Source organism: Pantoea sp. SOD02, from assembly GCF_024707505.1.
In the GTDB taxonomy this organism is placed as follows: domain Bacteria; phylum Pseudomonadota; class Gammaproteobacteria; order Enterobacterales; family Enterobacteriaceae; genus Pantoea; species Pantoea symbiotica.
This window is the reverse complement of the sequence record NZ_CP102604.1, coordinates 435,135-454,431: the sequence shown is the minus strand read 5'-3', so window position 1 is coordinate 454,431 and position 19,297 is coordinate 435,135. Positions and strand designations below refer to the sequence as shown.

The 19,297-nt window shown below is 56.1% G+C and carries 15 protein-coding genes; 6 read left to right on the top strand and 9 right to left on the bottom strand.

Annotated elements, in window-relative coordinates:
* Positions 1–1,422 (bottom strand): sodium:solute symporter family protein, encoded by a 1,422-nt coding sequence (locus NR302_RS01975; RefSeq protein ID WP_258144403.1) that lies wholly within the window; start codon positions 1,420–1,422, stop codon positions 1–3.
* A 254-nt stretch (positions 1,423–1,676) separates the two neighbouring features.
* Positions 1,677–2,582, bottom strand: a complete 906-nt coding sequence (locus NR302_RS01970) for a LysR family transcriptional regulator (RefSeq protein WP_179452016.1) — start codon at positions 2,580–2,582, stop codon at positions 1,677–1,679.
* An 85-nt stretch (positions 2,583–2,667) separates the two neighbouring features.
* Here NR302_RS01970 and NR302_RS01965 point away from each other — a divergent pair, with 85 nt between their 5' ends.
* On the top strand, positions 2,668–3,738 hold the full coding sequence (locus NR302_RS01965) for a tartrate dehydrogenase (protein WP_154182548.1): 1,071 nt from the start codon (positions 2,668–2,670) through the stop codon (positions 3,736–3,738).
* A gap of 26 nt (positions 3,739–3,764) precedes the next feature.
* Here the strand turns inward: NR302_RS01965 and NR302_RS01960 are convergent, their stop codons facing one another.
* The 4 genes from NR302_RS01960 to NR302_RS01945 form a co-directional block, all read right to left on the bottom strand.
* Positions 3,765–5,093 carry a glycoside hydrolase family 28 protein gene (locus NR302_RS01960; RefSeq protein ID WP_258144402.1) on the bottom strand — a complete coding sequence of 443 codons (1,329 nt, stop codon included), beginning with the start codon at positions 5,091–5,093 and terminating at the stop codon, positions 3,765–3,767.
* Positions 5,094–5,263: 170 nt separating this feature from the next.
* On the bottom strand, positions 5,264–6,079 hold the full coding sequence (locus NR302_RS01955) for a carbohydrate ABC transporter permease (protein ID WP_061723466.1): 816 nt from the start codon (positions 6,077–6,079) through the stop codon (positions 5,264–5,266).
* Complete coding sequence (locus NR302_RS01950) at positions 6,079–6,951, bottom strand: carbohydrate ABC transporter permease (RefSeq protein ID WP_061718332.1); 873 nt, start codon at positions 6,949–6,951, stop codon at positions 6,079–6,081. Before NR302_RS01950 ends, NR302_RS01955 begins: the two co-directional genes overlap by 1 nt.
* Positions 6,952–7,010: 59 nt before the next feature.
* Entirely contained in the window at positions 7,011–8,354 is a 1,344-nt protein-coding gene (locus tag NR302_RS01945; RefSeq protein WP_008105576.1) for an ABC transporter substrate-binding protein, read from the bottom strand.
* A gap of 528 nt (positions 8,355–8,882) precedes the next feature.
* On the opposite strand from NR302_RS01945, the gene NR302_RS01940 reads away from it, so the two are divergent.
* Together NR302_RS01940 and NR302_RS01935 are read left to right on the top strand one after the other, a co-directional pair.
* On the top strand, positions 8,883–9,482 hold the full coding sequence (locus NR302_RS01940) for a GNAT family N-acetyltransferase (RefSeq protein WP_258144401.1): 600 nt from the start codon (positions 8,883–8,885) through the stop codon (positions 9,480–9,482).
* Positions 9,483–9,495: 13 nt separating this feature from the next.
* Positions 9,496–10,587: an ABC transporter ATP-binding protein gene (locus NR302_RS01935; protein ID WP_258144400.1), complete on the top strand. Its 1,092-nt coding sequence runs from the start codon at positions 9,496–9,498 to the stop codon at positions 10,585–10,587.
* Positions 10,588–10,699: 112 nt separating this feature from the next.
* On the opposite strand, the gene NR302_RS01930 is transcribed toward NR302_RS01935, so the two are convergent.
* Entirely contained in the window at positions 10,700–11,821 is a 1,122-nt protein-coding gene (locus NR302_RS01930; RefSeq protein WP_258144399.1) for an ROK family transcriptional regulator, read from the bottom strand.
* 18 nt (positions 11,822–11,839) lie between these two features.
* Complete coding sequence (locus NR302_RS01925) at positions 11,840–12,718, bottom strand: BadF/BadG/BcrA/BcrD ATPase family protein (RefSeq protein WP_258144397.1); 879 nt, start codon at positions 12,716–12,718, stop codon at positions 11,840–11,842.
* A gap of 267 nt (positions 12,719–12,985) precedes the next feature.
* Between NR302_RS01925 and NR302_RS01920 the strand changes: the two genes are divergently transcribed.
* Positions 12,986–14,146 carry a Gfo/Idh/MocA family protein gene (locus NR302_RS01920; protein WP_258144396.1) on the top strand — a complete coding sequence of 387 codons (1,161 nt, stop codon included), beginning with the start codon at positions 12,986–12,988 and terminating at the stop codon, positions 14,144–14,146.
* A gap of 116 nt (positions 14,147–14,262) precedes the next feature.
* Here NR302_RS01920 and NR302_RS01915 read toward each other — a convergent pair whose 3' ends face one another.
* On the bottom strand, positions 14,263–15,501 hold the full coding sequence (locus NR302_RS01915; protein ID WP_008105588.1) for an MFS transporter: 1,239 nt from the start codon (positions 15,499–15,501) through the stop codon (positions 14,263–14,265).
* Between the two features lie 409 nt (positions 15,502–15,910).
* Here NR302_RS01915 and NR302_RS01910 point away from each other — a divergent pair, with 409 nt between their 5' ends.
* Positions 15,911–16,510 (top strand): hypothetical protein, encoded by a 600-nt coding sequence (locus NR302_RS01910; protein ID WP_154154634.1) that lies wholly within the window; start codon positions 15,911–15,913, stop codon positions 16,508–16,510.
* Between the two features lie 284 nt (positions 16,511–16,794).
* Positions 16,795–19,185, top strand: coding sequence for a glucose/quinate/shikimate family membrane-bound PQQ-dependent dehydrogenase (locus tag NR302_RS01905; RefSeq protein ID WP_154182534.1), 2,391 nt, complete (start codon positions 16,795–16,797; stop codon positions 19,183–19,185).
* The last annotated feature ends 112 nt before the right edge of the window (positions 19,186–19,297 follow it).

Sequence of the window (19,297 nt, the reverse complement as noted above, 5' to 3'; positions counted from 1 at the left end):
TCAGGCTCCACTGTTTTGCATTGAAGATTTCGGGGCTTTTTTCTCATCGGTTTGGCTCGAAGGGATCAGGCGGTCAATCACCATGATCACCGCAGGCGTGACCAGCGCCACATACATGTTGTTGATACCAAAAGGATCGCCGAGCAGATACCACACCGAGGTCATGACGCAGGCACCAATCAGCCCAGCATTAGCGCCGCGCGTGCTTTTAAAGAACGGCAAATAGAAGGCGATGATCGCCACCACTGAAATCGACAGACGAATGGCGCGAGTGAAGAACGAGAGCTTCAACACTTCCGGCACGAACAGCACGAAAATCAGCGGCAGGAAACCGATCAGCAGCGACAGCCAGCGCGTCATGCGGAACTCGCGCTCCGGCGTCGGATTGCGATAGGGCACGTAGAAATCTTTCACCACCAGCGAGGCAATCGCCAGCGCTACGGTGCTGACACTGACAAAGATCGACGCCACTAATGAGGTGGTGACAATCCCCGCCAGCCACGGGCTCATGTCCTGCAGAAACACCGGCAACGCATAAAGACTTTTGATATCGGGATGCAGGTATTTCGCCGCCACGCCAATCAGCGCGATGGCAATGGCAATCGGCATGCAGAAGAAGAACGCCACCCAGGTCGCACGTTTGGCGGACTCGGCACTTTTGGTTGAGGCAATCGCCTGAATCACAAACTGCGTACAGAAGATCGAACCGATGGTACCAATCATCCAGGCGAAGATGGTGCTGCCGCCGACGTTGCCATCCCACGTCCAGTAGAAATGCGGCATCTCTTTGATCATCGGGCTAACGCCGCCGGTCATGTGCAGCGCCACGCCGAGAATGATCAGAATACCGATATATTTCATTCCACTGTGCAGCAGCGTGACCCAGGCGATGCCTTTCATGCCGCCGAACATAAAGTAGAACGTACTGACGATCGCGGTGATCACCGCTGCGGTGGTGAGATCGAGGTTGAGTACCGTGGAGATCGCCGCCGCACCGCTAACGTAGTTACCGACGTTAACCAGCAGCAATGCATAAATCATGATCAGCGAGATGATGTTTTTGGTGGAGTTGCCATAACGTTCAGCGATCGCCGCAGAGATGGTGATTTTGCCGGTGTTGTAGATGCGTTTGACCAGCAGAAAACCAAACAGCGGGAAACCAATGGCGGCACCAATCACCGACCATGACGCGGCAAAGCCATCCTCAAAGGCCGCCTGAGCCGTACCGATGGTGGATTTTGCACCGATGTATTCCGACATCAGCATCACGCCCACCACAAAAGCCGGCATCACATTGGATCCGGCCATAAAGTCACCGCTGTTTTTACTGCGCAGGCGCCAGGTGAGCCAGGTGGTGAACAGGATGTACGCAATGACAATCCCGACGATAATCACCATCCCTTCTGTAGAGAATTGTTTCATTTCAGCCTCATCGATAACGTAGGGTCGTGGAACGCGCTGGGCTTCACGCGTTCCGTTGATGAGGTGGCCGATGTTGTTATTAACGCGTGTCTATGCACTTCGCCACCCCACTTACGCTTATGATTCATTTCGCTCAAACAAGAATGAATTTACGCATAATGGAGGCAATTTATAGGATAAACAGGGCTGAATTTGTTTGATGCTGCTCACAAATCATCAATGATGATTATAAATAATCAAAATGGACTTATTAATTACAACTCCGTTTGCAGGAAATCGACAAACGCGCTGATGCGTACCGGCAGCTGACGCTGCGGCTGCCAGACGGCAAAAATGTCGCCATCAGCGGCGCTCCACTCTGGCAGCACATGCAGCAGTTCACCGCGTTTGATGCTGTGCTGCGCATCCCACCACGAACGCAGCAGAATGCCATGCCCATCTAACGCCATTTGCATTGCCACTTCGCCATCGTTGGTGATTAAGCTGCCGCGCACCTTTTGCGTCAGCTGCTGTGTGCCATCACCCAAGCGCCACAGCGCGAAATCACTGTCGAACTGGCGCAGTAAAATGCAGTTGTGCTGGGCCAGCGCGGCGATGCTTGCTGGCATGCCGTGGCGCGCGGCGTACGCGGGTGAGCAGCACAGCACGCGCGGATTGGTGCGCAGCTTACGCGCAATCAGTCGCGCATCGGGCGGCTCACCGACGCGGATGTCGATGTCCACGCGCGCATCGAGAAAATTGAGCGGCTGGCTGCTGAGCTGCAAACTCATCGCCAATTCGGGATGCAGCGCGGCAAAGCGCGACACGCAAGGTGCGACGTGACGCCGTCCAAAGCCGAAAGAGGCGTTGATGTTGAGCGAGCCGCGCAGCACCGAGGTTTGGCTGCTCACCGATTCCTCCAGCTCCGCCAGCTGATCCAGTAGCGGACGCGCACCCTCCAGATAGCGTTTGCCCTCCGCCGTCAGTTCCAGCCGCCGCGTGGTGCGCTTGAGCAGCTGCACGCCTAAGCGCTGCTCCAGCTGGCTCAGGCGCTTACTCACCGCCGGAAGCGATAAGCCAAGTTCGCGTGCGGCGGCGGTTAAGCTGTCCAGCGCCGCCACGCGCACGAAGAACGCCAGATCGTCGGTTGAGGTGCGCGATTCTCTACTTTTATTCAACATTGGCTTATCGCTCAGGCTAATTATTTCCTACAGATGCATGGTTATACTGCGTACAGAACATCAACAGCAACCTGCGAGAAACCCTATGAGCGGCAAAACCTATAAAATCGCCGTCATCCCTGGCGATGGCATTGGCAAAGAAGTGATGCCTGAAGGCATCCGCGTGATGGATGCAGCGGCAAAGAAATTTGATATTGCGCTGGAGTGGCAATGGTTTGATTTCGCCAGCGCCGAGTATTGGCAGCAGCACGGCAAAATGCTGCCCGATGACTGGTTCGCCACGCTCAGCCAGTTCGATGCCATCTACTTTGGCGCGGTGGGCTGGCCGGATGTGGTGCCGGATCACGTGTCGCTGTGGGGATCGCTGCTGCAATTCCGTCGCGAGTTTGATCAGTACGTCAATCTGCGCCCGGTGCGTCTGATGCCGGGCGTTAAAGCGCCGCTGGCCAATCGTCAACCGGGCGATATCGATTTCTACGTGGTGCGTGAAAATACCGAGGGCGAATACTCGTCGGTGGGCGGCACCATGTTCCCCGGCACCGATCGTGAAGTGGTGATTCAGGAAACGGTGATGACGCGCGTTGGCGTCGATCGCATCCTGAAATTTGCCTACGATCTGGCGCAGAAGCGCCCGAAAAAACACCTCACGTCGGCGACTAAATCCAACGGCATCGCCATTACCATGCCGTATTGGGACAGCCGCGTGGAAGCGATGGCACCGAGCTATCCTGAAGTGAAAGTCGATAAATATCATATCGATATTCTTACTGCCAACTTTGTGCTGCATCCGGATTGGTTCGATGTGGTGGTCGCCAGCAACCTGTTTGGCGACATCCTGTCGGATCTCGGCCCGGCTTGTACCGGCACCATCGGCATTGCGCCTTCGGCCAACATCAATCCGGAAGGCAAATTCCCAAGCCTGTTTGAGCCGGTGCATGGATCGGCGCCAGATATCGCCGGTAAAGGCGTGGCCAACCCGATTGGCCAGATTTGGTGTGGCGCAATGATGCTGGAGCATCTTGGTTACGCTGAAGCGGGCGCGGCGGTGCTGGATGCCATTGAGCGCACGCTGGCAGCGGGCAACAGCCTGACGCGCGACCTCGGCGGCAGCGCATCAACCGAGGAGCTGGGCGCGGCCATCGCGCAGGCGCTGTAACATCCAGGTGCGCATAAATGCGCACCCTACGAAATCTGCACCGTTTCCGCATGCCAGCCGTGCGGCAACGGTTGCGGGCGCGCAATCACCACGTTATGCAACTGCAGGTTCTCCACGCCGCGTGCAAACACGCCCGGCAAGCCATTCGGATAGGCGGCAACGCCGTACGCTAAGCCCGATGCGCTATCCAGTTTGTACGCATTATCGAGACCCATGCCGGTTGGCGATTCCGGGTTACACGGCGGGCGCACATCGTAATGCCCTTGATCCGCGCCTGTCGCCACCACTTGCCGCAGCTGCACATTCGCCAGCATCACATCACGAATCTGTCCCGGCTGTTCCGCATGCAGGTTAATTGCCCCTTCCATCACACCGCTGACGTTGCTGAATTGCAGCTGCTCAATGCTGCCCGGCACTATCGCCGGATCGCGCGCCCGCACCGAAACAAACAGCGCATCGGCTTTACCCCAATGGCACGGCGGCGCATGGCGGCAGGCCAGCGTGATATTGCTGAATAGCAAACGGCGGAACTGGCCGCCATCGCGCGACAGCAAGCCAATCGCGCGGTTGGAATCAAAGATGGTGCAGCCGGAGACGGTGACGTCTTCCACGTCGTCGAAAGTTTCGGTACCGATTTTGAACGCGCAGCTGTAAGAACGCAGCAGGCAGTTGCTGACCATGATTTGTCGCGCGGCACGCCGCAGATGCGCGGGTTTGTGTGTAGTTTTGATGCAGATGGCGTCATCAGCCGCGCTCAGGTAGCTATTGCTGACAAACACCGCTTCACAGCTGTCGATATCCAGCGCATCGGTGTTTGGCATGCTCATGCTGTTATCGATAGTGAGATGATCGACGTGCACATGGCGGCAACTCACCAGATGAACCGTCCACATTGGCGCCTGGATAATGGTGAAATCTTCCAGCGTCACCTGCTCGCAATCCTCAAATACCACGATGCGCGGGCGCTGCGGACGCGGCAGGCGATATCCCTGATCGTCCTTTTCTGCGGCAAACCAGGCATCGCCGTTACCGTCGATCACCCCTTTGCCACTGATGCGAATATTGCGCTGTCCGGCGGCGTAGATCAGCACATGCTGTGACAGTTCAGCCTGGCTCTGCGCCAGCTGCTGCTGATAATCCTCAACGCGGGAACTGGCGAGCAGCGTGGCGCCCGCTTCGAGATGCAGATTGATGTTGGAACCCAGCGTCAGCGTGCCGAGATGATAGCGACCGGGCGGCACCGACAAAGTGCCGCCGCCGCGCGATGCCAGATGATTTAAAGCGCGCTGGAAGCAGTAAGTATCCAGCGTTTCGCCATCGGCGATGGGATAGAAATCAGCCAGTGAAACGTGCATGCGGTTCTCCTGAATAGCGGCGATGCGCTATTGCAGCACGCGCCGCATGACCAAAACCTTTTGCTGGTGGACAATAAGTGCCGTTATGTATCGTGCGTTCATCACGAAGGTCGCCATAAATGGCGTTACATATCGTGCGTTCATCACAAAGGTCGCCATAAATGGCGACCCTACTTAACGGCGCCTTCGGTGACGCCGCTGATAAATTTGCGCTGGAACACCAGGAACACCGCCACCAGCGGCAGGATGACAATCATCGCGCCCGCCATCAGCACCGGAATATCGATGGTATTTTTGTTCTGGAAAAACATCATGCCGATCGGCAAGGTGCGCAGCTCGTCTTTGTTCACCAGAATCAGCGGGATAAGGAACTCGTTCCACGTCCAGATAAACAGCAGCAGCGCCAGTGTGGACAGCGTCGGCCAAATCGCCGGCACCAATAAACCCCAAAGAATTTTACGGCGCGACGCACCATCCATCACCGCCGCTTCCACCAGCTCGCGCGGCACCTGCTGCAATGCGGTGGCGATCATCAGCGTGGTAAACGGCAGCGACAAAGCGATTTGCGGCAGAATCAGCGCCAGATAGGTATTGGTAAGGCCCATCCAGCGCAGCTCGTGATAGAGCGGAATAATAAAGGCTTCACTCGGCAGCACCATGCCAAGGCCCAGCAGCGCGGCAACCACCGTTTTACCGGGGATCTTCAGCCAGGCAAAACCGAATCCCGCCAAAATGCCAAGCAGGATGCTGCAGATCACCACCGGAATCACCACCAGCACCGAGTTCATGAAGTAGACGTTGAAATGTCCCTGCTGCCACGCGGTGATGTAATTTTTAAAATTGATTGATGAAGGCAAGGTGAACACGCCCTGAAACAGCTCCATCTGGGTTTTGAACGAGGTCATCAGCGCCATTAAAAACGGCAGAATGGTCATCAGCGCGACAATCCAGATCAGCGCGCGTGAGACAGTTGGCGTGCCGCGCATCAGTGACGCTCCCGTAAACAAAGATGAATTAAACCGTTGATCATCAACACAATCAGCATACTGAACACCGCCACGGCGGAGGCATAGCCGAAGTAGTGCAGATCAAAGCCCTGCTTATACATAAAGATGTTGGTCACCATGGTGGACGTGCCCGGTCCACCCTGCGTCATCACGTAAACCAGATCGAAAGCTTTGAGGCTGGCGATCACCGTTAGCAACAGCGCGATACGCAGTTCGGGACGCAGCGACGGCAGCGTGATGCGCATAAATTTCTGGCGGCGTGATGAGCCATCGAGATCGGCCGCTTCCAGCAGTGAGGGATCCATGCGCTGCAAGCCCGCCATAAACAGCACTAAGCAGAAACCGAAGAAGTACCAGGTGGCAACAAAGCCCACGGCGGGCAGCGCCCAGGTAAAATCGCCCAGCCACGACTTCGCCAGCTGCGGCAAACCGACGGCACGCAAGAACTGATCGATCGGACCAAACGCCGGGTTATACAGCCAGCGCCACACCACGCCCAGCACCGCCATCGGCATGATGTACGGCAGGAAGAAGAGGATACGCAGCACGCTGCGCTCTTTGTTATTGCGCGTCTCATACAGGAAGCTGCACAGCAGCAGCCCAACGCCAATTGGAAACAGCGTGTAGAACAGCATCAGCAAGGCGTTATTGCCGAGCGCCACCCAGAACACTGGATCCTGGAACATGCGCAGATAGTTGCCCATGCCGATGAAAATCGGCCACGAGGTGCCGTCCCATTCAGTAAAGCTGATCCCTAACGAGGCCAGCAGCGGCAGCAGCAGAAACACCGCATACACCAGCACCGCGGGCAGAAGATAGAGCGCATTGCGCCAGGCAGATTTATTCAGCATAACCGTACTCGCTTGCGGGCCTGTTCGCGGCCCGGCCACTTACGCCGGGCCGTACGTCATCAGTGCTTGAGGGTTTTCAGGTAACGTTGATAGTTGTTATCGAAGTTGATCACCATCTGATCGGCAGTTTGACGCCCCGCCAACAGCAGCTGCACATTCTGATTCAGTTCAGCGTTCATGGTTGGTGTGGCCCAATCGAGATAATGGCCGAGACCATCGTTGTCATTCAGCGTTACCCACACCTGATACGCTTCCGCCAGCAGCGGATTATCCGCTGGAATCTGCGCATTTTTGCTGGTGCCAGCCGGCAGGAAGCCCACTTTCAGCCAGCGGTTCGCCATCTCATCCGAGACGATGTAATCGATGAATTTCGCCGCTGCGTCCTGCTGCGCTTTGTCTTTAGCGGTGCTGGTGATAGAGAATGCCAAATCGGTGCCGCCCACCATCAGCGGATGCTGCACGCCCTCGCCCGCAGGCATCGCGGCGAAGTGCAGATCTTTGTTGTCCTTAAACTGGCCGAGATACCAGGTTCCACTTACCAGGAACGCCGCCTGACCATTCTGGAACAGGGTCGCAGCATCATCGTGCCCAATGCCCTGGAAGCCGGGGAACAGATAACCTTTGTCGTTCCAGCCTTTCATCAGATTGGCGGCTTTCACCAGCTTGTCGTCTTTAAAGGTGCCGCCCACGTCGTAAATCAGATCGTCGAGTTTTTTCCGGTCGCTGCTCTCAATCTGCGCTTCCCACAAGGTGCTGAGCAGCTGCTGGCCCATGTTGCCGTCGAGCAGACCGAGCATCATCGGCGGCGTGCCGGCGGCTTTGAGTTTCTCCATCGCCTGCTCAAGTTCCGGCAAGGTTTTAGGCACCGCGACACCAGCTTTATCCAGCAGCGCTTTGTTGTAGTACAAACCCACCATCTCGCCGAGGCTCGCCACGCCGTAGAGTTTGCCGCTGCCGAAATCTTGTTTATCTGACCAGCGGTTACGTTTCAGGATCGAATCCGGGAAACGCGTGGTCCAGCCATAGGTTTTGGCGTAATCATCCAGCGGCCACAGCAGCTTGTCTTTCACCAGCGAGCCCATATCGCCGCCGCCCTGATTCACCTGTGCAATCTGCGGCCCGTCACCGGCGGTCAACGCCAGCTTGAGCGGAATGCGCGTGTCTTCAAAGGAGTGCACCGAACGCTGAATCACAATGCCCGGATTCTTTTGCTGGAACGCTTTTACCGCTTCATCCACCGCTTCGGTCTGTTGCGGATAGTTGTAAATATCCCACTCATTCAGGGTGACGGCCTGCGCGGCTGCCATGGTCGCACCGAGCAAAATCCCGGCGGAGACCAGACGCGACACGGTGCGCAGTGAGCTTTGCAAACGGGAAGGACGATTGGTTGAATCACACATCATGCTCGGTTTCTCCAACAGATGACTGGCATCCCTTCATCTCGACACCTGCGATTCCCGGCAGGTTGATTCAGCAGCGATAACGCACATAACTCATACTTACTTTATGCACAAAAGAAAGTCAAACATCGCCACTGCGGAATTTTTGCTCTGTGATACAGTGCAAAGAGTAAGAAGAAAAGCCACTGGAACAGCAGAGGATGCTGCGATTCAGTGCGCAAACCAGACGGCGTTGAAGATTAAAGCCTGAGCATCAGTATAAATCACTCAGGCAAACGAAGCGCTTTAACTCACTGATAGAGCATATGAAAATCCTATAGTTATTATCATTACGCTGCGTGAGCCAATGGCAATGTGTCGTGATCTGGCGTGTGAACAGGCGTGTTGCGTGAGTTTGTCAGGCGTTCCGTCATGCTTTGTGGTTATAGTTCGCATCAGCTTTGTGCGCCAGCGCAATTATTACACCTTGAAAACTAAGTCGGCTTTCTTTACCGTAAAATCTGTTCATCTCCTGACCACAGAGGCTCCACCATGACGGCTGAAGGTGTTATTCATCGCGCCAGCGAGGCTGATTTCCCCGCCTTGTCGCGCATCTGCTTAGAGACCGCCAATGCCGGCACCGATGCCAGCGCGCTCTACTCCGATCCCGCGCTGCCCGGCCTGCGTTTTGTCATTCCCTACGCGCGCTTTGCGCCCGAATTTGCTTATGTGCTGGAACAGCACGGCGAGGTAGTCGGCTACGCGGTTGCCGCGCCCGATACGCGCGCCTTCGAAGCAAAGCTGAATAGCGATTGGTGGCCACAGCTGCAACAGCAGTATCGCGATTACGCGCCGCAGGCTGCGCTCGACAGCAAAGTGCTGGAAGCGATTCATCAGCCCGATGCGGCGGCGGATCAGCTGGTGACGCAGTGGCCTGCGCATCTGCACATCAATCTGCTGCCTGCCGCACAGCAAGGCGGCTGGGGGCGCAAGCTGATTGAACAACTGCTGCACGATCTGCGTGCTGCTGGCGTGCCGGGCGTTTACCTTGGCGTCAGCCTGCAAAACGAGCAGGTATGCGGTTTCTATCAGCGCCTCGGCTTCACGCCGATTATGCGCAGCAACGCCATTTATATGGGCCAACTTCTCTGATTCGAGGCATCGCATGACTAGCCTGCATCTGCAAAACGTTAAGAAGTCCTACGAGAATGTGAACGTAATTCACGGCATCGATCTCACCATTAACAGCGGCGAATTCGTGGTGTTTGTCGGCCCTTCCGGCTGCGGAAAATCCACGCTGCTGCGCATGATTGCAGGGCTGGAGGAAATTACCGACGGTAAGTTGGTGATTGAAGGTGCCGACATGACCGATCAGCACGCCACCGAGCGTGGCATCGCCATGGTGTTTCAGTCTTATGCGCTCTACCCGAACATGACGGTGCGCGGCAACCTGGCCTATCCGCTGGAGGTGATGAAGCGCCCGAAAGCGGAAATTGAACAGGCGATACAAAAGACGGCGGCGCGTCTGCATCTGACTGAATTTCTTGATCGTTTACCGCGTGCATTGTCCGGCGGACAGCGGCAGCGCGTGGCAATTGGCCGCGCGATTATCCGCCATCCACGTATATTCCTGTTTGATGAGCCGCTGTCGAATCTCGATGCTGAGCTGCGTTTGCAGATGCGCATTGAGATTGCTCGCCTGCATACCTCGCTGGGCAACACCATGATCTACGTGACGCACGATCAGCTGGAAGCGATGACGCTGGCGGATCGCATTGTGGTGCTGCGTCAGGGCCGCATTGAGCAGGTTGGCGCACCCATGGCGCTGTATCGCGATCCCGACAACCTGTTTGTCGCCGGATTTATTGGCTCGCCGAAGATGAATTTCCTCAATGCCGAAGTGGCGGCGATCGCGCCGGGCGCGGTGCAGTTACGTGTGCCCGCGCTGGGCATTAATCAGCTTACGCTGCCGATCGCCGCGCCGTGCCGCGAAGGGCAGAAAATCACGCTGGGCGTGCGCCCGGAGCATTTCCAGCCGGTGAGCAGCAACGATGATGCCGTGAGTTTCAGCGGCGAATTGTCGTTTAGCGAGATGCTGGGACACACCAATTATCTCTATCTCGATATCGGCGAAGAGAAGCTGCTGGTGATTGAGGAGCGTAACGTGGCGGAACACGCGATTGGCGAGAGGATGAGTTACCAGCTGCGCGCCGAGCATTGTTTGCTGTTTGATGAGCAGGGTTTGCGGTTACGTTGAGGGGTGCGGTGCGTTGGTGATGACGGTCGCCATAAATGGCGACCCTACGAAAATCCCGCAGAATAATTGTAGGGTCGCCATTTATGGCGACCGTCTCAACGCGCGCACAAAATCACGACGCGATATCCTCATCGGCCTGCGCGGCCAGTAAATCCAGCAACTTATTCACCGCGAACCCGGCGGCGCCCTGCGCCCACATGCGATTGGATTCGGTGAGGAACTGCAGCGGCGTCATATGCGGCGTCAGCTTCAAACGGTAGGTCTGGAAACTCTGCGTAATATGATCAAGCAAAATGCGCGAGGCCATTTGCGGCTCCATCGCCAGATACACCACGTCCGGATCGTAAGCCACCGACAGGTTCGCCAGCGACATCCCCAAATGCTGCCCGGCATCGGCCAGCGCGCTCAGCACCTCTGGCGTTGGACGCACATCGAGATCGCGCAACGTGTGCGGTACCTCGTCTTTGGTGGTGGCCGCCACGCGCTGCAGAATCGCCTGCGACGATGCCACATCCTCCAGCAAACGCTCAGTACCATCGCCCAGCAGCGAAACGCCAATCTCACCCGCTTTGCCGTGACGACCGCGATAGAGCTGGCGATCGAGCAGAATCCCCGCGCCGATGCCTTTGCCGAAGGTAGCAATCACCGCCGACTGCGCGTGACCAAGCTGACCAAACACCAGCGCCGCCATCGCCAGCGCGTTAGCATCATTTTCAATAAATACCGGCAGCGAGAAACGCTCTTCCAGCAGACGGGCAATCGGCACGTTATCCCAGCCCAGCGCGCGTGACAGCACGCAAACGCCGTTGCTGGCATCAACCAAACCCGACAGCGCCAGACCAATCGCCCCAACCTTTTTGCCTTCAACGCCGCGCAAAAACTTCGCCAGCGCATCGCCGAGTTGCTTGGGTGTCATCGCGCCAGAAGGAATCTGCTGCTCGCCGATGATGTTGCCGCTGAGATCGGTCAGCACCATCAGATTGCGTTCGGCGTTGAGCTGAATCCCCACCACGCTGGCGTGATCTGGATTGAGGCCAAGCAGCGTTTTGGGTCGCCCCATTGAAACACGGCGCAGCCCCAACTCCTGCACGATGCCGCCGGTCAGCAGACGATTGGTGGCTTGCGATACCGTCGACATGCTCAGGCCGCTGCGCACTTTGAGATCGGATTGACTAATAGGCGCATTTTCGACAATCAGCCGCAGAATGCGCGCGGTTACGTTGGGAGCGCTCATGAGCCTCTTTATCTGAAGTTAAGCGGGAAGTGTCAGACTGAACTGCGTGGCGAGGCGAAGCGCACCGCTCAGCGCATCGCCCTGCGGCGGCACCAGCAGCGCAGCGATATCCGCCGGCATCCACGCCTGAATGGGTTCGGCTAATCCGCCCATCAAGGCCAGTTTACCGTGGCTGCGCGCCAGCAGCGGCTGTACCATCTGCACGATATCCGCGGCGCATTGCTGCACCAGCGCTGTGCCGTGCACATCGCCCTGCTGCGCGGCAGCAAAGACTTCAGGCACCACGCGGCCCCAATCGGCGGGTGTCGCCTGTTTCGACCAGATCAGCAGTTGTTCCGGGCTATTTTGATAGCTTGCCATGATGCGTTGCGTTAACGCCGAGGCGGGCACAATCTCTTCGTGCGCCAGCAGCGCCAGCCGCAGCGCGCGTTGGCCGAGAATCGCGCCCGAACCGGCATCCGACAGGGCAAAACCCCAGCCGCCGAGCAGCGTGAAGTGCGCGCCATCCCAGGCCGCGCCCTGGCTGCCGGTGCCAATAATAAACACCGCGCCCGGCGCACCGGCGTGTGCACCGGCACAGGCGATTTCGACATCGGTAAATAGATAGCGCGCCTGACAGCGTGGCTGCCAGCTAGCGAGACGGGTTTGTACCGAGGCGACATTCGCGCCCGCCAGCCCGGCGACGATCACCGTGCGGTCGCGCGCTTCAGCGGGTAAATTCGCCTGCGTAAACAGATCGTCGATGACCTGTTCAATGGCCACAATGGCGGTATCAAACTGCGACCAGACGTTAGCAGGACCTCCTTTGGCTTCCGCCAGCAGCCGTCCGGCGCTGTCGGTCAGGCGTCCGCGACAGTGCGTACCACCGCCATCAATACCCAGCATTAGTGATTGCACGCGCTTCCTCCTGCCAGCCCGAAACGGTATGACGCTTATAGATGTGCGAAAGATAGGGGAAAAAAACTTAAATCGCAATAACAAATAAATAGGCAATCCGTATAGTTAATTAAAATATATATAAATCATATAAATAACAATTTTTCACCAATTGAGATCCGCCACACGGATTGACATTAGTTTTTCTGTCGTAATAAGTTAGCGGTCAGATTATCAGCAGCCTGACAGGTCGGGCGGCTTACAGGCAACGGGCTTCAGGGGTACAACATGAAAGTGGGCATTATTGGTCTGGGCTTTCGTCTTTCCCATGTGGTGAAAGAGTTCAACAAAGCCGACACAGCGTTTTCCGTAGTGGGTTATGTCGACCCCGCTCCGGCAGGATTACCGAATCTGCACAGCTTTGGCATCGATGCGGGCACCGCGTTTGACAGCGTGGATGCGCTGCTGCAACACGGCGGCTTTGATCTGCTGCTGGTGGGTTCGCCGAACTTTATGCACCTTGAACATATTCGTCAGGGCTTAGCGGCGGGCTACACGGTGTTCACCGAGAAACCGGTGGTGATCAACGAAGAGCAGACTATGGCGATGGCACAGCTGGTGCAGCAATATGGTCACGAGCGCATTCTGGTCGGTTTGGTGCTGCGCTACTCGCCGCTCTATCGCGACCTGCTCACCGCGCGCGATGAAAATCGCCTCGGCGAAATTACCTCAATTGAAGCCACCGAACATATCAAGCCGTATCACGGTGCGTTCTTCCAGCGCGACTGGCGTCGTCTGGAGAAGTACGCTGGCCCGTACATTCTGGAAAAATGCTGCCACGATATCGATCTCTATCAGGGTTTGGTCGGCGAGCGTCCGGTGCGCGTTGCCAGCTTTGGCGGACGCAAAAACTTCACGCCGCAGCATGCGCCTAAAGGTGCGGTAACGCCGCAGTCTGAGGTGTATCACGTTAAGCCGAGCGGCTGGTCAAGCACCGATGCGGTGTTTGACGGCGATGCCGATATCGTCGATTACCAAACCGCGCTGATTGAGTATGCCGGTGGCGCCACCCTCGCCTTCCACGCCAACCTTAATGTGCCGGATGAGTTCCGCCGCTTCTGCGTGATGGGCACCGACGGCATGGCCGAAGGTGATTTTGTGCGTAACTATTTCCGCGTGCACAACGCCCGCACCGGTGAGCGCGAAGTGGATACCGAGTATGACGGCAACGCTTATGACGGCCATTACGGCGCCGATGCGCTGATGGCAGAAGAGATTGTGAAACACATTACGCAAGGAACGCCGCTGAAGGTTTCCGTGGTGGATGCGCTGGAAGCGGGCCTCACCGCGATAAAAATCGATGAAGCGCGTAAATCGAAAACCGTGGTGGATATGACGGAGAGCTGGAAAATCTTTGACGCCAGTCTGGGGAAAGCAATTAACGTGTGATGTTGGGGGATCGTGCGGGTTGTGAAACGGTGCGCATAAATGCGCACCCTACGCCGTAGGGTCGCCATTCATGGCGACCGTCAAAATGGACGAACGAAGTCATGACGACCAACCCATCAAACCACGGTTTCGTTTTCCAGCTTCTGACGCTTACGCAGATGCGGGAAAATCGTCATCCACACGCCCACCACGATCAGCGTGCCGATGCCGCCAATCGCCGCTGCGGGTACCGCGCCCATCCACGCCGCCAATAAACCTGACTCAAACTCGCCGAGCTGATTCGAGGTATTAATGAAGATAGCGTTGACCGCATTGACGCGGCCGCGCATGTCATCCGGCGTATCCAGCTGCACCAGCGCGCCGCGAATCACCATGCTGACCATATCGAATCCGCCCAGCGCTGCCAGCGCGATCACCGACAGCCACAGCTGGGTGGAGAGCGCGAACACCAGCGTCGCCACACCAAAACCCGCCACCGAACCGAACATGATCATGCCGACGTTCTTTTCCAGCTTGTGACGACTCAGCCACACGCCAACCAGCAGCGCGCCGACCGATGGCGCACCGCGCAGGATGCCCAATCCCCACGGCCCGGTATGCAGGATATCTTGCGCGAAGATCGGCAACAGCGCAGTCGCACCGCCCAACAGCACCGCAAACAGATCGAGTGAAATCACGCCAAGCACATCTTTGCGATCGCGGATAAAGCGTACGCCCGCAAACAGGTTCGGCAGATTCATCGGCAAGCGCGCCTGTGGCGGCCGCTCATAGCGCAGTCGGCTCACCAGCACGATGGAGAACAGATAGAACAGCGCCGAGACGCCATACACCACATCCGGACCCGCAACATAAAGGAAGCCGCCGAGCGTTGGCCCGATAATCACCGCCGCCTGTCCGCCCACCGAACTGGCAGCCATGGCGCGGGCCAGAATCGGCGGCGGCACCAGCGCGGGCAGCATCGAGGTAATCGCTGGCCACTCGAGCGCCTTAGCGACAGAGATTAGGAACACCAATCCCCAAATCTCAATCTTGCCCGCCCAGTTCATCAGCGTGAGCGCAACCAGCCCCAGCAGCGCCAGCCACTCAATGCATTGCCCGAGCAACACGATGCGGCGACGGTCGAGCTGATCCGCCAGATGTCCGGCGGGCAGTGCCAGCAACACGGAAGGTAGAAATTGCATCAGACCGATCATGCCAAGCGCCATCGCGCTGTGGGTCAGCGCGTAGATTTGCCAGCTGACCGCGACCGAGAACATTTGAAAACCAAACGATGAACAGGTGCGCGCCAGCCAAAAGGCGACAAACGACCTGTGCCGCAGCAACGAATCCTCTGCTGCGGATACTGTAGAGCCCATAGTTTTATCCCATCCTAAATCATTACATCGGTTAGCGTCGTTGCACCAACCTGGTGAAAAGCCACATCATGGCTTCCGCTTTATTTTTTCAGGCCACAGAGTGCGGCATCTTGTTGAGCCAGGCAATGGCTAGCCGTGCTGTTTAAAAACAGAAGCTTATCCAAAATTTAGCTAAGCATAGCGCTCTTAATATTAGCCGGCTGATGGTTATAACGTGAAAATATCATCACTGATAAGATGAGTGTGAATTATCGCAACCGCTTCACTTAATATCTCTCTATCAGAGACAATTAAAAAAGCTCAACTTTATTAAGTAAAGGGTTTATATTGTCGCGATTAAGATTTCACCAGACGCCCGTTCTTATAATAATTAAGACGTTCCATCCAATTAATTTATTCACAGAGATAAATGGAAAACAGATCTTATAATCCTTATGTTACTGAGCGCATTCGCCGTTTCGACGGTGCGCTAGCTGGCGTGTGTTATTCAGCACCTTTTATGCATTGCGAACAGGAAAGCACGACAACACTTAATGGATGCAACATAATTTCGCTGCATAACCAGTTGCCGGATGCACCCGAATTAATAATCATCCCGTTAACGGGAAATAACCTTCTGCGCTTTTTACAGGCACCGGATAATTATTCCTGCCTGCAGAATGAGAATGTACAACTGGCGATCAATTATGCCGATTTAGTTCAGCAAGATAGTGCATTACGCCAGGCCGCAGAGCGTTTCTCATTTTGGCTATATGATTTGGCTCCGCCCGGCACCTGCTGGAAGAATATATCCACCTTTCCTTTTCGCGGTATTGTGCTGACCGATGAGTTTTTTAACGATAATTACCTCAAGTTCAGCTTTCCTTTTCTGCTGGAGTCCTGTCGCGAAAGAGAAGCGGAGGTAATATTACGTACCCAGCAGTTAACGCTGCCTGCTGAACACTATGCGCAACTTAATTTGAGTGGCTGGCAACAGCAACGTACCAGCAGCATGCTGCTCGAAGGGTAAACGTTTACACAAAGTGTTGTTCTTAGGTGTTATGGCCCGATCTAACCGGACATAACACCTTTATTCCCCCATAAAATGTCGCACTACTTCCTCCCCACGAGTGCAAAGCACTAAAAATATCAAACCCTTTAACGTTTTTAAGATAAAATTTAACGCAAAGGGAACATCTCGCCGCACGGAAAGCGTCGTTCGAACCGTTTCGTTATTTCGTACTCTATGTCGGGAAGCAACCCAACGCGTTGTTTCCTTTTTAGTTTTTAATGGCAAAGAAAGAGGTCAATATTATGGGGAAAGCTTCCTCATCTTTTGGCGTAATCCGTTTTCTCACAGTGCTGTTTGCACTGCTGACGGGCGCGTTTATGCTGGTTGGTGGCGTTTGGTTAGCCGCCATTGGTGGTTCCTGGTACTACGTTATTGGCGGTGTGGTCATGTTGATCACCGCTATTCTGCTGTGGCGCCGTAGCGGCTCAGCATTACTGCTGTACGCATTGCTGCTGTTGGCAACGCTGGTGTGGGGCGTGTGGGAAGTCGGTTTCGACTTCTGGGCGCTGGCACCGCGTACCGATGTGCTGGTGATCTTCGGCATCTGGCTGATTCTGCCGTTTGTGTATCGCGGTCTGAATAATGCCGGCAAAGGCGCTCTGGCGCTGTTGTCAGTGGCGCTGCTTGCCAGCGTGCTGGTGCTGGCGTGGGCAGTGTTCCACGATCCACAAGAGCTGAACGGTGAAATTCCAGCGGCGGCCTCAAATGCTCCGCAGGCACAGCCGCTGAGCAAAATCGATGATGCTGACTGGCCTGCGTATGCACGTGACCAGCAAGGCACCCGCTTCTCGCCGCTGAAGCAGATCAACACCGGTAACGTTAAAGAGCTGCAGGTTGCCTGGCAGTTCCAGACCGGCGATTTGAAGACGCCAAACGATCCGGGCGAAATCACCGATGAAGTCACGCCAATCAAAATCCGCGACACCCTGTATCTGTGCTCACCGCACCAGATTCTGTTTGCGCTGGATGCTAAAACCGGTAAGCAGAAGTGGAAATTTGATCCGGGCCTGAAGCCGAATCCAACTTTCCAGCACGTGACCTGCCGTGGCGTTTCTTACCACGAAGTCCCTGCTGCAGCTGATGCGGCCAATACCCAACCTGCGCTGTGCTCACGCCGTATTTACCTGCCGGTAAATGATGGCCGCATGTTCGCGCTGGATGCAGAAACCGGTGAACGTTGTGCTGCCTTTGGCAACAACGGTGAACTGGATCTGCAGCACAAGCAGCCAGTATTGACCCCAGGTCAGTACGAGCCGACGTCACCGCCGGTCATCACCGACACCACTATCGTGGTTGCGGGTGCGGTCACCGATAACTACTCAACCCGTGAGCCGTCTGGCGCCATCCGTGGCTTCGACGTCAACACCGGTAAACTGTTGTGGGTGTTCGATCCGGGCGCGAAAGATCCAAACGCGATTCCACAGGATGAGCACACCTTCACCATGAATTCACCGAACTCATGGGCACCGGCGGTGTACGATCCGAAACTGGATATCGTTTACCTGCCAATGGGTGTGTCAACGCCGGATATCTGGGGTGGCAACCGCACAGCAGAGCAGGAACGTTATGCGAGTAGCGTACTGGCACTGAACGCCACCACCGGTAAGCTGGTGTGGTCGTATCAGACCGTGCATCACGATCTGTGGGATATGGACCTGCCGTCGCAGCCGACGCTGGCCGATATCACCACCAAAGATGGCAAAACCGTACCGGTAATTTATGCACCGGCGAAAACCGGTAACATCTTTGTACTGGATCGTCGCACCGGCGAGCCGGTTGTCCCTGCGCCGGAAACCCCGGTTCCACAGGGCGCCGCTAAAGGTGACCACGTTTCACCAACTCAGCCGTACTCCGAACTGACCTTCCGTCCGAAACAGAATCTGACGGACAAGGACATGTGGGGCGCGACCATGTACGACCAGCTGGTGTGCCGCGTGATCTTCAAGCGTCTGCGCTATGAAGGTCCGTTCACCCCGCCGTCTGAGCAAGGTACGCTGGTCTTCCCAGGCAACCTTGGCATGTTCGAATGGGGCGGTATCGCGGTGGATCCACATCGTCAGATTGCGATTGCTAACCCAATGGCGCTGCCGTTTGTTTCCAAGCTGGTTCCGCGCGGTCCGGGCAACCCGATCGAGCCACCGGCTGACGACAAAGGTGGTTCAGGTACTGAAACCGGCATCCAGCCACAGTACGGCGTACCGTACGGCGTGGAGCTGAATCCGTTCCTGTCACCGTTTGGTCTGCCGTGTAAACAACCGGCGTGGGGCTATGTCTCCGCAGTTGATCTGAAGACCAACGAAACCGTGTGGAAAAAACGCATTGGTACGGTTCGCGATAGCGCGCCAGTTCCACTGCCGTTCAAAATGGGTATGCCAATGCTGGGCGGCCCAATCACCACCGCAGGTAACGTGTTCTTCATTGGTGCTACCGCAGATAACTATCTGCGTGCCTTCGACACCAATACCGGTGAAATGCTGTGGCAGGCACGTCTGCCAGCGGGCGGCCAGGCAACGCCGATGACCTATGAAGTGGATGGCAAGCAGTACGTTGTTATCGCAGCAGGTGGTCACGGTTCGTTTGGTACCAAGTTGGGCGACTATGTGATTGCTTATGCACTGCCAGATGCGAAGTAAGTTTTCGCATTGAGGTAACAAAGCGGGCTTAGGCCCGCTTTTTCGTAGGGTCGCCATTTATGGCGACCTTTGCAAAAACCGCACAAACTTGCGGTGCGCCCATCATGAAGGT